Raw genomic sequence first — 13,407 nt, 5'->3', positions numbered from 1 at the left:
CCCATCACACGAGGTGATATATGGTGCCCCATGTCCAAACCCGGTCCGATCTCCGCAAAACCGCTTTCCGTCCTGCTCAGCGACGTCTTTTCCGACGCCTACGCCAAGCAGGGGTTTGCCGCGCGCGAGTTGGTGACGCGCTGGGCTGACATTGCCGGACCCGACATCGCCGCCCATTCCGAGCCCTTGAAGATGCAATGGCCGCGGCCGGTGGAGGGCCAGCCGCAGGAACCGGCGACCCTGGTGCTGCGGGTGGAGGGCCCGATGGCACTGGAGATCCAGCATTCCTCCGACGTAATCCTGCAACGGGTCAACCGCTTCTTCGGCTGGAACGCGGTCGGCCGGCTGGCGCTGCGGCAGGCACCGCTGTCGCGCCGAAATCGCCCCGCGCTGCCCCGCGCGCCGGACCCGAAATCCGTGGCTGATGTCGCCGAGACGCTGTCGGCGGTCGAGGACGAGGAACTGCGCGCCGCGCTGGCGCGGCTCGGCGCGGCGATCAAGCGAAATTGAGGCTCTTGCGCGGCTCGCCCCGCGCAACCCACCATTGCCACAACTGGCGTTTCAAGCTAGCGAAGGCTTCTTTTTCGTACTTCTTTCGGGCGTGAACGCGCCATTCGGGAGCAGACTTTGATGATCACGCGCCGTGCCTTCACTGCCGCTCTCTCGCTGACCGGGCTTGGCCTGCTCGCCGGCTTCTCGCCGCTGCGGCTGATCGAGAACGCGATGGCGCAGAGCCCCGCTGACGTCGCCAAGCCGCAGTCGCTGCCCGACATGGCGCTCGGGCCCGCCAACGCCACGGTGACCATCACCGAATACGCCTCGATGACCTGCCCGCATTGCGCGGCATTCACCGAAAAAGTATTCCCGAAGATCAAGTCGGAATTCATCGACAGCGGCAAGATCCGGTTCGTGTTCCGCGAATTCCCGCTCGACATCAAGGCGGCTGCCGGGTCGATGCTGGCGCGCTGCATCGCCAAGGACGATGCGCCGAAATATTTCGCCGTCGTCGATCTCCTGTTCAAACAGCAGAACGACTGGGTGGTGAAGAACACCACGGAGACGCTGACCCGGATCGGCAAGCAGGCCGGCCTCACGCAAGCGCAGGTCGAGGATTGCCTGAAGGATCAGGCGCTGCTCGACAAAATCGCCGCCGACCAGAAATATGCCGCCGACGTGCTGAAGGTGAGTTCGACGCCGACCTTCTTCATCAATGGCGAGATGCTCAAAGGCGAGCAGAGCTTCGAAGAGTTCTCAAAGCGCATCAATGCGATGCTGAAGAGCTGATTCGCGCGATCGGATTCATTCGCGCTCATAAGTCCAGCAAAAGGCGCCACACAAGCGCCTCAAATCCCTTGGGAAAAGCCCCGCGGGGGCGTTGCTCTCCGGCCTCGGCCTCGCCATTGTCGCGGCTCATAAGCGCCGCAACGGGCGGCTCATCCACACCGACATTGCCTTCTATGGTATTGTCACGGCAGGGAGATTCGCGCCCGGCCAACAGAGATTTGTGTTCATGAAACTCACGCGCCTTCGCCTCCACGGTTTCAAGTCGTTCGTCGAACCCACTGATTTCATGATCGAACCCGGCCTCACCGGCGTAGTCGGACCGAACGGCTGCGGCAAGTCGAACCTGGTCGAGGCGCTGCGCTGGGCGATGGGCGAGACCTCGCACAAATCGCTGCGCGCTGCCGACATGGATGCGGTGATCTTCGCGGGTTCCGGCAACCGTCCGGCGCGCAACCACGCCGAAGTCACCATGACGATCGACAATGCCGATCGTACGGCGCCTGCCGCGGTCAACGACAGCCATGTGCTGGAAATCTCGCGCCGCATCGAGCGCGAGGCCGGCTCGGTCTATCGCATCAACGGCCGCGACGTCCGCGCCCGCGACGTGCAGATCCTGTTTGCCGATGCCGCCACCGGCGCGCGTTCGCCGGCGCTGGTTCACCAGGGCAAGATCGGCGAAATCATTCAGGCCAAGCCGGAACAGCGCCGCCGCGTGCTGGAAGACGCAGCCGGCGTCGCCGGCCTGCATGCCCGTCGGCACGAGGCGGAGTTGCGGCTAAAGGCCGCCGAAACCAACCTCACCCGCGTCGAGGACGTGATCGGTCAACTTTCCAGCCAGATGGACGGACTAAAGAAGCAGGCGCGCCAGGCGATCCGGTTTCGCGAAGTCGCCGCCAAGGTGCGCAAGGCGGAAGCCACGCTGTTCCACCTACGCTGGTTAGAGGCCAATGCCGACGTCGCGGAAGCCGCGCATACGCACGACATCAACGTGCGCGAGATGGCCGAGCGCACCCGCGAGCAGGCCGAAGCCGCTCGCATCCAGGCGATCCGCGCCTCCGAACTGCCTGCGCTGCGCGAAGGTGAAGCTCGCGCCGCGGCCGGGCTGCAGCGCCTCACCAATGCGCGCGAACAGCTCGACCGCGAGGAAGAGCGCGCCAAAGAGCGTGTCGCAGAGCTCGACCGGCGGCTGAATCAGTTCGTCGCCGATATCGCGCGCGAGCAGCAGCAGACATCCGATGCCGAGATCGCGCTGCAGCGACTCGACACCGAAGACGCGGAGATCAAGGAAGAGATCAAATCGCGCGTCGAAAAGCGCTCCGGCGTCGACGAGCGCGTGTCGGAGGCGGAAGCGACGCTGGCCGCGGCCGAGCGTATGTTCGGCGAATTGACCACGGCGCTCGCTGACCTCACCGCCAAGCGCAACCAGTTAGAGGCCGGCGTGCGCACCCATCGCGACCGGCTGGCCCGGCTCGATCAGGAAATCGCCAGCGTCGCGGCCGACGAGCAGAAACTCAGCACTGAGACCAGCAATCTCGGCGACATCGACGCGCTCGCCGCCGCCATGGAGACCGCGCAGGAAACGCTGGCGGTATCCGAAGCGGCAGCGCAAGCCAGCGAGACCGGTCACATCGCCGCGCGGCAGAAGCTCGAAGCTTCCCGCGCCCCGCTCACCGAGGCCGAAAAGCGCGTGCAGCGGCTTGAGACCGAAGCGCGCACGATTTCAAAACTCGTCAATGTCGAGACCAAGAATCTGTGGCCGCCGATCATCGACGGTGTCACCGTCGCCAAGGGCTACGAGAAGGCGCTTGGCGCCGTACTCGGCGACGACCTCGACGCACCCATCGATCCCTCGGCGCCGATGCGCTGGACCAACGCCGGCGCGAGCTTCGACGATCCGACGCTGCCGGACGGCGTGGAGGCGTTGGCTGCGCATGTCGAGGCGCCGGCCGAACTGGCACGCCGTCTCGCGCAGATCGGCGTCGTGCCGAAGGAGCGCGGCGCGGAGTTCGTCTCGCAATTGAAGACCGGCCAGCGGCTGGTATCGCTGGAAGGCGACGTCTGGCGCTGGGATGGTTTTGTCGCCGCTGCACATGCGCCGACCGGCGCCGCGCGGCGTCTCGCCGAACGTGCCCGCCTCGTCGATATCGAACACGAGCTGGAGCAGGCCCGCACTGATGCCGCCGCCAAGCGGCAGGCGCTGGAAGACGCCGAGGCCGAACTGAAGGGGGCATCTGCCGCCGAAACCGCCGCCCGCGAGGCGTGGCGGGCCGCGCAGCGCGAGGCCGATGCGGCGCGCGAGCGCCATGCCGCGACCGAGCGCGAGATCAGCCGCCACGCCGCGCGCAAATCCGCGCTGACCGAAGCCCATACCCGCCTTGCCGCGGACCGAAGCGAAGCGGAAGCCGCGCATGAGAGCGCTACTGCCGCGCTGGCCGAACTGCCGCCGACGGATGAGACCGAAGCGAAACTGAGCGCCGTTCGCACCGAGATCGACGGACACCGCCGCTTTGCCGCGCAGGTGCGGGCCGAAGCCCAGGCACTGGCACGCGAAGCGGAGCTGGCCGACAAGCGCGTGCAGGCGATCACCGCCGAACGCACCGAATGGCAGAATCGCAAGCAGAGCTCGGCCTCCCAGGTCGCCACGGTCGAGGCGCGCATCACCGAAGTAACGGCCGAACGCGCCGAGCTTGAAAATGCGCCGGCCGTGTTTGCCGAAAAGCGCCGCGCGCTGATCAACGAGATCGAGTCCGCCGAAAGCGCCCGCCGCTTCGCCGCCGACGCGCTCGCCGCCGCCGAAAGCCTGATGGCGGAAACCGACCGCGCCGCCAAGGCGTCGCTCGAAGCGCTCTCCTCTTCCCGCGAAGCCAGCGCCCGCGCCGAGGAACGCATGGAAGGCACCAAGCGCCGGCTTTCCGACATCGAGCGCGAAATCCACGACATGCTTGAAGTCGAGCCGCACGCGGTAGCGGCACTGGCCGAGATCGAGCCCGGCGCGGAATTGCCGCCGCTTTCCGAAATCGAGGAAAACCTCGAAAAGCTACGGCGCGACCGCGAGCGCCTTGGGGCCGTCAATCTGCGCGCCGAGGAAGAACTGCGCGAGGTCGAGACCCAGCATACGGCGCTGACCACCGAGCGCGACGACTTGGTCGAAGCCATCAAGCGGCTGCGCCAGGGCATCCAGAGCCTCAACAAGGAAGCCCGCGAGCGACTGCTGACCTCGTTCGAGACCGTCAACGACCACTTCAAGCGGCTGTTTGTCGAACTGTTCGGCGGCGGCGAAGCGGCGCTTCATCTGATCGAGAGCGACGATCCGCTGGAGGCCGGCCTCGAAATCATCGCGAAACCGCCTGGCAAGAAGCCGCAGACGCTGTCACTGCTTTCGGGCGGCGAGCAGGCGCTGACGGCGCTGGCGCTGATCTTCGCCGTGTTCCTCACCAACCCGTCGCCGATTTGCGTGCTGGACGAAGTCGACGCGCCGCTCGACGACCACAACGTGGAGCGGTTCTGCAACCTGCTGCACGAGATGACATCGTCGACGGAAACCCGCTTCATCATCATCACGCACAACCCGATCACCATGGCCAGGATGAACCGGCTGTTCGGCGTCACCATGGCCGAGCGCGGCGTCTCGCAACTGGTCTCGGTCGGCCTCGACGACGCTGTGAAGATTTTGGATCAGAACGTGGCGTGAGGCAGGTCGCCTCACCCTGTTGACGTCATCATCCGCGAAGGCGGATGATCCAGTGCGCCGCGCTCTCTGTGGAAGCGCTCTACTGTCACGGCTTACTGGATGCCCCGCCTTCGCGGGGCATGACGAGAACCATGACCTCACCCGAGCTTCCCGCCGAACTAAAAGCCGCACTCGACGGCAAGCTGCGGGGCTTTTCGCGCACTGACGCGGCTGGCCGCTCAGCCGCCATCTCGAAAACCTACCGCGACGGCGGCGGCTCCACTACCATCCGCTCAGGGACGGATGCGCTCGCCTATGCGTTGGCGCGGATGCCGGCAACCTATGCCGCGGTCACGGCCAGCCTGAATGCGCTCGCAGAAAACAGACCTGACTTCGCCCCCGGAAGCTTGCTCGATGTCGGCGCCGGGCCGGGAACGGCGACCTGGTCAGCCGCCGAAGCATTCCGGTCGCTGACGGACTTCACGCTGCTGGACGCCAACGACGCGCTGCGCACGCTGGCGCTGGATCTTGTCCGCGACAGCACCCGGCTGCGCGGCATCGCTTACGAACGCGGCGAAGCCCGCGCCGCGCTTGTCAAAGCGGATGCAGCCGACCTGGTCGTGGCAAGCTACATGATCGGCGAGATCGGCGACGCCGAGCAACGCGCGCTTGCCGAACTGATGTGGCAGAAGACCCATGATACGCTGCTCGTGGTCGAACCCGGCACGCCTGCCGGGTATGCGCGGATCATCGCGCTGCGCGCGCACCTGATCGCGCTGGGCGCACATGTCGCCGCCCCCTGCCCGCACGACAGCCAATGCCCGCTACAAGCGCCGGACTGGTGCCATTTCACCCAGCGCCTGCAGCGCTCCCGCGCGCACAAGCAGGTCAAGGGCGCGGCGCTGCCGTACGAGGACGAAAAATTCGCCTATGTCGCGCTGACGCGCGCGGCGGTTGTCAGGCGCGCGTCGCGGGTGCTTGCGCAACCCGTCGTCAGCAAGGTGGACGTAACGGCAAAGCTTTGCACACCGGATGGCCTCGCCTTTAGAAAAGTGCCCCGCCGCGCCAAGGCCGACTATGCCAGTGCCCGCCGCTGGCGATGGGGCGACGCCATCACTTGACGCTGTCATTCCGGATGGTCCGAAGGAGCAGACCCGGAATCTCGAGATTCCGGGTTCGATGCTTTGCATCGCCCCGGAACGACCGCGGAGTGTTGCCCCTTGAACTAATCCCGTCCCATTTCCGACTAACGCATGCCCCACCTGCAGCCGGGCCGCCGCACGCCCGGTTTTTCGTCTAGTTTCCCTGTCTTTTCGTCCCACAGGAGCTGTCTGTCATGTCGACCGGCTGGATCATTCTCGGCGTCATCGTCATCATCGTGCTGTTTGCCTTCGCTGCATATAACCGCCTGGTCGCGCTCAGCCAACGCGTCGGCCAGGCTTTTGCCGACATCGACGTGCAGCTCAAGCAGCGTCACGATCTGGTCCCGAACCTGGTCGAGACCGTGAAGGGCTACGCCTCGCACGAGCGCGGCACGCTCGACGACGTCATCAAGGCCCGCAATTCCGCGATGTCGGCGCAGGGACCGGCGCAGGTGTCGGCCGCGGAGAATCAGTTGAGCGGTGCGCTAGGGCGCCTGATCGCGCTGTCGGAGGCCTATCCGGACCTCAAGGCCAACGCCAACTTCCAGCAGCTCGCCAGTGAACTCTCCGACCTCGAAAACAAGATCGCGGCGAGCCGCCGCTTCTTCAACAACGCCGTCCAGGAATACAACACCGGCATCCAGCAGCTTCCGGCGGCACTGTTTGCCGGCATGTTCGGCTTTACCCGCAAGGAATTCTTCGACCTCGGCGCCAGCCGCACCGAAGTCGAGACGGTGCCGAGCGTGAAGTTCTAGGACACCACGGCCCATGACCCTCGTTCTCCGTCATTCCGGGATGGTCCGAAGGACCAGACCCGGAATCTCGAGATTCCACAATGTGCAATTGCACATTGGGGTTCGATGCTCCGCATCGCCCCGGAATGACGCGTGGTAACGCATTATGGCGGCGTATGGTCTCTACACGCATATCGCATCGAACAAATTTCGTTCGATGCTGCTGCTCGCCGGTCTGTTTCTACTGATCTATGTATTGGTCTTTGCCGGCGCACTGGTCGCAGAAGCGCTGATGCACAGCGACAAATCGCTCGATTATTACCTGATGTATGCGTCGCGCGACCTGATCGCAGCCTTCCCCTACGCCACGATCGCCGCCGCGCTGTGGATCGTAATCGCCTATTTCTTCCACCAGAACATGATCGATGCCGTGACCGGCGGCGAGAGCGTGACGCGGCAGCAGCAGCCGCGGCTCTACAATCTCCTGGAAAATCTCTGCATCTCGCGCGGCATCCCGATGCCGAAGCTGAAGGTGATGGACAGCCCGGCACTGAACGCCTTCGCCACCGGCCTCAACCGGCGGCAATATTCCATCACGGTAACATCGGGCCTTCTGCAGGCGCTCAACGACCAGGAAATCGAGGCCGTGCTGGGCCACGAGCTCACGCATATCCGCAATGGCGACGTACAGCTGATGGTGGTCGCCGTCATCATCGCCGGCGTGATCGGCTTTTTCGGCGAATTGTTCTTTCGCATGTTCACCAACCTGTCGTGGAATTCGAGCGGAAGCGACTGGTCGTCATCGTCGTCTTCCTCGTCGTCCTCTTCATCGTCGTCCGACCGCGACAGCAAGGGCGGCGGCGGCGCCATCATTGCGATCATCATCGCGGTGGTGCTGATCCTGCTGGCCTGGCTGTTGTCGCAAGTCGTCAAGCTGGCGCTGTCACGGTCGCGCGAACTATTGGCCGACGCCGGCTCGGTCGAACTGACTAAGAACCCCGACGCGATGATCACGGCGCTGCGCAAGATCGAGAATCGCGGCGAGCTGCCGGGCGCAACGTCTGCGGTAATGGAGCTCTGCGTCGACAATCCGCGTGAAGGGTTTGCCGACCTGTTCGCGACCCATCCATCGGTGGATGCACGCGTGAAAGCGCTGGTGCAGTTTGCCGGTGGCCATGATCCCGGCCTGCTCCCTCTCCCGTCGGGTCCGGCGGATGACTCCGATGAGTCGGAGGAATCGGCCACGGAGCAACTCCAATCGCCGGTTTCCCGCGGCCCGTGGGGCGACGCCGGCGAGCCCGCCGGCGTTCCGGGCGCGCGTCCCGGCCCCTCGGAGGGCCCTTGGGGCCCGCATCGCTAAACAGCCACCCTGCCGACGCGCCGGATTAACAAATTCCGTGCGAATAGTGGCAACGGCCGTCTAATGAATTGAATTCTCCCTTGTTTCTGCCATGTTCGCGCCCAAAGCAGGCAATGGGGCATGCCGGCCGCTCCCGCGGTCGGAACTGCTGTTCAAGGGAATTCCATGGCAAAGCCAGTCGTGATTGTGGTGGGCGCGGACAAGGGCGGAGTCGGCAAGACGACCGTGTCGCGGACGCTCCTGGATTATTTCAGCGCCAATAACGTGCCGACCCGGGCATTCGACACCGAATCGCCCCGCGGCACCCTGAAGCGCTTCCACCCCGACATCACCGAGATCGTCGACATGACGACGACGTCGGATCAGATGAAGATCTTCGATACGCTGAACGCGGTCAGCCCCTCCGTCACCGTGATCGACGTCCGCGCCGGACTGCTGTCGCCGGCGCTGGCCTCGCTGCGCGACATCGGCTTTCTCGATGCTGCGAAGGCCGGTCAGATCACCTTTGCCGTGTTCCATATACTGGGCCCCTCGATCGCCTCGCTGGACGAAATCGCCGAGACCGCGAACTTCATGCACGGCGCCAAATATTTCCTGGTGAAGAACTTCATCAACGACACCCAGTTCTTCCAGTGGGATCAATCGACCTACAACTCCTACTTTCACCGTATCAAGGACGCTACCGACCTCACGATCCCCAAGCTCAATGAAATGGCCTACGAGCAGGTTGAGGTTTCCTCGGTGCCGTTCCTCAAATTCGTCGCCAACAAAGGCAAGGACGACGAGGCCGCGAACTATTCGTTCGTGCTGCGCGGCTATGTCCGGCACTGGCTCGCCAACGTCTGGAGCGAGTTCGACCGCATCAAGCTGACCGATCTCGTCGGCGCTAAGCCTGGCGTGCGCGGCGGCGAAAAATAGTCGGATAGCCGCCGCGACGGGGCTGGATTAGCCGAAAAATTCCTTTGATATAGCGGGTGATGAGCGCCACGCCTGTCTATATCATCTGCTCGCCCCGGCCGCTGGTCGGCAAGACTCTGCTCGCGCGCCTGTTGAGCGAGTTCCTGCTGCTGAAGGATGGGACGGTATCTTCCTTCGACATCAACCTGAAGGAACCATCGCTGCTCGAATATCTGCCGCGCATCACGGAGACAGCCGACGTGATGGACACCTATGGCAAGATGCAGCTCATGGACCGCCTGATCGTCAACGACGGCATCGCCAAGGTGATCGACTTGGGCTTTCATGCGTTTGACGAGTTCTTCAAGATGACCAACGAGATCGGCTTTCTCAAAGAGGCCGCACGGCGTGGTGTCGCGCCGATCATCCTGTTCGTGGCCGATACCGACCGTGTTTCCGCACGTGCCTATCCAACGTTACGCGAGCAGATCCCATTGAAAGCGCTGATTGCGGTCGACAACGAGTATGTGGTGCGTGGCGAACTGCCCGAGGCGATGGGCCTGGGGCGGGTGCTGCGCATATCGGCGCTGCCCTCGTTCCTGAAGACCTATGTCGACCGGCTGACCTTTTCCTTCACCGACTACTTGCGCAACGAGCGGGACTCGTCGAGCGAGCTGCACCAGTGGATCCGCAGGAACTACACCAGTTTTCGGGAGCTTGAGTTCAGCCTGTTCCCACAGCGATCGTGAGGTGTTCGCAAGTCCAAATATTACCCGGGTAATATTGACGCCAGACCGCCGGTTTGTTATTGCCTCGCCGGACCCGAGCTCATCCACGAGGCATCCCGTGACATCGGATAGAAAGGCAGCCATTGCCGCCTACAAGGAGCGGCAGACCATCGCGGGCGTCTTCGTCATCCGCTGCAGGGCGACTTCCGAGACGTGGGTCGGCCAGGCGCCTAATCTCGAAAAAATCCAGAACCGCATCTGGTTCTCGCTACGGCAGGGCAGCCACACCTGCCGCAGCCTGCAGGCGGCCTGGGCCGCGCACGGACCCGATAGCCTGACGTTTGAGGCATGCGAGCGCCTGGAAGAGGACGAGACGCCCTATATCCGCGACGCGCTTTTGAAAGAGCGCGCGCTGCATTGGCGATCGCAGTTCGGCGCCGAAGCGGTTTGATGATCGTGTCCCGGACGCGGTGCAGCGTGCAACGCTTCTCCGCAGAGCCGGGACCACACCTGTCGGGAGACCCCGGATCAGCAGCGCACCACGCCGCAAACGCGGCGCGCTGCGCAGCATCCGGGGAACGTGCCAACCGCCTTCGAAGCTCAATGCCCCTCAAACGCCATCAGCGTACGCACCGGCACTTCCATCGCGCGCAGCTTGGCGGCGCCGCCGAGATCGGGCAGATCGATGATGAAGCAGGCCGCGACCACGTTGGCGCCGATCTGGCGCAGCAACTTCACCGCGCCCTCCGCGGTGCCGCCGGTGGCGATGAGATCATCGACCAGGATGACGCGTTCGCCGGGATGGACGGCGTCGGCGTGCATTTCCATCTCGTCGAGGCCGTATTCCAGCGAATAGGCGATCCGCACGGTGGTGTGCGGCAGCTTGCCTTTTTTCCGGATCGGCACGAAGCCAGCGGACACCTGATGCGCCACCGCACCGCCGAGGATGAAGCCCCTCGCCTCGATGCCGGCGACCTTGTCGATTTTCAATCCCGCCCAGGGCTGCACCAGCTCATCGACGGCGCGACGAAAGGCGCGCGCATCCGCCAGCAGCGTCGTGATGTCGCGAAACAGGATGCCCTTTTTCGGGTAATCCGGAATGGTGCGGACGGTGGCCTTGATGTCGTGATCGAATGTCATCGGTCTCTCGCAATCTCAATTAACGGGTACGTTCAGACGAAAGGCGTTCTCGACGATACGCAGCCCCACCTCGCCGCCGAGCGACATCAGCGATTCCGGGTGAAACTGCACGCCGCCGACCGGCAGGGTCCTGTGTTCGATCGCCATCGCGACGCCGTCCTCGGTGGTCGCGGTGACTTCGAGAACATCGGGCACGCTGCCGCGCTCGACATAGAGCGAATGATAGCGGCCGATCACGATTTCATTCGGCAGGTTCTGCATCAGCCGTCCGCCGCGTACCTGAACCCGCGACGGCCGTCCGTGCGCTGGCTGGGTAAGCTGACCGAGCTGGCCGCCAAAATATTCGCCGATCGCCTGCACGCCGAGGCAGACGCCGAAGATCGGCAGTTTTCTGTCCAGCGCCGTTCCGATGGTCTTCGCGATTCCAAAATCTTCAGGGCGACCCGGGCCCGGCGACAATACCAGGAGATCCCAGCCCTTCCGCTTCAGCATCTCCTGCGCATGCACGTGCCGGACCACGGTTACGCTTGCGCCGACCTGCCGGAAATAATCCGCCAGCATATGAACAAAACTGTCGTCGTGATCGATCAAGAGCACCTTGCGGCCCGAACCGGTGGCGTCGGGTGCAAAGGTCGAGAGTGGCTTCGGCGCGTCGCCACGCAGCGCCTGGAACAGCGCGGCCGCCTTGACCTGGCACTCGCGGTCTTCGGCCGCCGGATCGGAATCGAACAGGCAGGTGGCGCCGACGCGCACTTCGGCCAGCCCATCCTTCATGCGGATGGTGCGGATGGTGAGGCCGGTATTGATGCTGCCGTCGAAATTCACCGCGCCGATCGCGCCGGCGTACCAGCGCCGCGACGAACGCTCATTGTCCTCGACGAACTGCATGGCCCACAATTTCGGCGCACCTGTCACAGTGACCGCCCAGGCATGGGTCAGGAACGCATCCAGCGCATCGAAGCCAGGCCGCAGCATGCCTTCGACATGGTCGACGGTGTGGAACAGCTTCGAATAGGTCTCTATCTGCCGCCGCGCCAGCACCTTGATCGTGCCGGGGATGCAAACGCGCGCCTTGTCGTTGCGGTCGACGTCGGTGCACATGTTGAGCTCGAATTCGTCCTTCTCCGAGTTCAACAATTGCCGGATCTGCTCGGCATCGCCGATCGCATCGACGCCGCGCGCGATGGTGCCCGAAATCGGGCAGGTCTCGACGCGGCGGCCGTCGGAGCGCACGAACATTTCCGGCGAGGCCGACACCAGAAATTCGCCGTCCCCGAGATTCATCAGCGCGCCATAGGGCGACGGGTTGATGCGGCACAGCCGCTGGAACACTTCGGCCGGCGAGCGCTCGCACGGCTCGGCGAACAGTTGCCCGGGCACTGCCTCGAACAGATCGCCGCGCGCAAACGCCGCACGCGCGACCTCGACCGTTGCTTGATATTCGCCGGGCGCGTGATCGGCGAATCCCTGTCGCGGCGTTTTGGCGTAAACGCTCGCGGCGGTGTCGCGCGGCAGCCCCTGGGTGGACTTCCCCTTCCAAGAGAAATCGTAGCTCAGCACGACGCCACGGCCGGTGGCGCGGTCGTAGGCCAAAAGGCGATCCGGCACGTAGAGCACGATGTCGCGCTGGTCGGCCTCCCGCGCCCGCTTCTGCACGAGGTCCTCGATCTGGAACACAAGGTCGTAGGCAAAGGCGCCGAACAGGCCGAGCAGCGGATCGTCATTGGCCGACAGCGCAGCGACGAGATCGCGCACCAGCGACATCACGCTGGCGCGGCGGGTGCGCTGGTCTTCCTCGACCGGTGCGGCGCCGCGGATGATGTGGCCGGCCAGCCGCGTCGGGCTTCGCTCCGAAATGACGACGCAGGGCTCGCGCAGCACGTCGCCCAGAAACGCGATCAGCACCTCGCCGCGCGCGTTCAACGCGCTCAGAGAGAAGTTCGAGCCAGCCGTTTCCAGCCCCAGCGGCGGATCGGCAAAGCCGAGGTCAAAACTTTCGTAGCGGCCCGGCACAGTGGTGCCGGAGGAAAGCACCACGCCACGGCGGCGATCGAGCAGTTCGATCAATTCGTCCAGCCGCTTGGCGTTGCCGGTGAACTGTTCGACGGCGCGCGAGATCGCGAGGCCGCCGCTGGTCCGGTATTCGCTGTGTTCCGGCAGGGAGAAGGCTGTCCTGTTCATGTGATCCTCTTACGAAACTTCGGGAGGGAGCGCCACACAGGACAAACGAAGGGACCGTCGCACTGCGATGGCGACCTTCGACGATTGAAAAAATGAAATCGCACCGGCCACCTCTTTAAGAGGTGCGCCACCACAGACGGGAGGGGGTAGCAACGGTGCTCATGGAAGCCTAATCACCATCCGGCGGGGGCGATGTCAAGGGAGGGACGGGCCGGAACGCCCGCCCCCAGCCCAACTTTGGGTGTCGGTCGGCGCCAAACTTGCGTAGGAT

Annotated in this window: 11 protein-coding genes; 9 read left to right on the top strand and 2 right to left on the bottom strand. The window is 64.2% G+C overall.

Going from position 1 to position 13,407, the window contains the following annotated elements:
- Positions 1–30 precede the first annotated feature (30 nt).
- The 9 genes from HCN58_RS01310 (at position 31) to HCN58_RS01270 (ending at position 10,266) form a co-directional block, all read left to right on the top strand.
- Entirely contained in the window at positions 31–510 is a 480-nt protein-coding gene (locus tag HCN58_RS01310; protein ID WP_171577570.1) for a DUF721 domain-containing protein, read from the top strand.
- Between the two features lie 117 nt (positions 511–627).
- Positions 628–1,284 carry a DsbA family protein gene (locus HCN58_RS01305; protein WP_171577569.1) on the top strand — a complete coding sequence of 219 codons (657 nt, stop codon included), beginning with the start codon at positions 628–630 and terminating at the stop codon, positions 1,282–1,284.
- 226 nt (positions 1,285–1,510) lie between these two features.
- Positions 1,511–4,975, top strand: coding sequence for a chromosome segregation protein SMC (gene smc / locus HCN58_RS01300; protein ID WP_171577568.1), 3,465 nt, complete (start codon positions 1,511–1,513; stop codon positions 4,973–4,975).
- Between the two features lie 131 nt (positions 4,976–5,106).
- On the top strand, positions 5,107–6,075 hold the full coding sequence (locus HCN58_RS01295; protein WP_171577567.1) for a small ribosomal subunit Rsm22 family protein: 969 nt from the start codon (positions 5,107–5,109) through the stop codon (positions 6,073–6,075).
- Between the two features lie 215 nt (positions 6,076–6,290).
- Entirely contained in the window at positions 6,291–6,851 is a 561-nt protein-coding gene (locus HCN58_RS01290; protein WP_171577566.1) for a LemA family protein, read from the top strand.
- A gap of 145 nt (positions 6,852–6,996) precedes the next feature.
- A complete protein-coding gene (locus HCN58_RS01285; protein ID WP_171577565.1) occupies positions 6,997–8,190 on the top strand; it encodes a M48 family metalloprotease in 1,194 nt (397 codons plus the stop codon).
- 165 nt (positions 8,191–8,355) lie between these two features.
- The gene (locus HCN58_RS01280; protein WP_171577564.1) at positions 8,356–9,108 is read left to right on the top strand and encodes a P-loop NTPase family protein; all 753 of its coding nucleotides are present in this window, start codon (positions 8,356–8,358) and stop codon (positions 9,106–9,108) included.
- Between the two features lie 59 nt (positions 9,109–9,167).
- Entirely contained in the window at positions 9,168–9,836 is a 669-nt protein-coding gene (locus HCN58_RS01275; protein WP_171577563.1) for a P-loop NTPase family protein, read from the top strand.
- Positions 9,837–9,933: 97 nt separating this feature from the next.
- Positions 9,934–10,266: a GIY-YIG nuclease family protein gene (locus HCN58_RS01270; protein WP_171577562.1), complete on the top strand. Its 333-nt coding sequence runs from the start codon at positions 9,934–9,936 to the stop codon at positions 10,264–10,266.
- Between the two features lie 149 nt (positions 10,267–10,415).
- Here HCN58_RS01270 and HCN58_RS01265 read toward each other — a convergent pair whose 3' ends face one another.
- Both HCN58_RS01265 and HCN58_RS01260 read right to left on the bottom strand, forming a co-directional pair.
- Positions 10,416–10,955 (bottom strand): adenine phosphoribosyltransferase, encoded by a 540-nt coding sequence (locus tag HCN58_RS01265; protein ID WP_057841738.1) that lies wholly within the window; start codon positions 10,953–10,955, stop codon positions 10,416–10,418.
- 15 nt (positions 10,956–10,970) lie between these two features.
- Positions 10,971–13,136: an anthranilate synthase component I gene (locus tag HCN58_RS01260; protein WP_171577561.1), complete on the bottom strand. Its 2,166-nt coding sequence runs from the start codon at positions 13,134–13,136 to the stop codon at positions 10,971–10,973.
- Positions 13,137–13,407 lie beyond the last annotated feature (271 nt).

This window comes from Bradyrhizobium australiense (assembly GCF_013114825.1).
Classification (GTDB): domain Bacteria; phylum Pseudomonadota; class Alphaproteobacteria; order Rhizobiales; family Xanthobacteraceae; genus Bradyrhizobium; species Bradyrhizobium australiense.
Note: the sequence above shows the minus strand (reverse complement) of the source record. Positions and strands in the feature narration are given on the sequence as shown.

Excerpts from the sequence above, each read along its gene's own strand:
- HCN58_RS01285 (WP_171577565.1), top strand. The coding sequence starts at position 6,997 with ATGGCGGCGTATGGTCTCTACACGCATATCGCATCGAACAAATTTCGT.
- HCN58_RS01280 (WP_171577564.1), top strand. The coding sequence starts at position 8,356 with ATGGCAAAGCCAGTCGTGATTGTGGTGGGCGCGGACAAGGGCGGAGTC.
- HCN58_RS01265 (WP_057841738.1), bottom strand. The coding sequence starts at position 10,955 with ATGACATTCGATCACGACATCAAGGCCACCGTCCGCACCATTCCGGAT.
- smc (WP_171577568.1), top strand. The coding sequence starts at position 1,511 with ATGAAACTCACGCGCCTTCGCCTCCACGGTTTCAAGTCGTTCGTCGAA.
- HCN58_RS01260 (WP_171577561.1), bottom strand. The coding sequence starts at position 13,136 with ATGAACAGGACAGCCTTCTCCCTGCCGGAACACAGCGAATACCGGACC.
- HCN58_RS01295 (WP_171577567.1), top strand. The coding sequence starts at position 5,107 with ATGACCTCACCCGAGCTTCCCGCCGAACTAAAAGCCGCACTCGACGGC.
- HCN58_RS01275 (WP_171577563.1), top strand. The coding sequence starts at position 9,168 with ATGAGCGCCACGCCTGTCTATATCATCTGCTCGCCCCGGCCGCTGGTC.
- HCN58_RS01290 (WP_171577566.1), top strand. The coding sequence starts at position 6,291 with ATGTCGACCGGCTGGATCATTCTCGGCGTCATCGTCATCATCGTGCTG.
- HCN58_RS01310 (WP_171577570.1), top strand. The coding sequence starts at position 31 with ATGTCCAAACCCGGTCCGATCTCCGCAAAACCGCTTTCCGTCCTGCTC.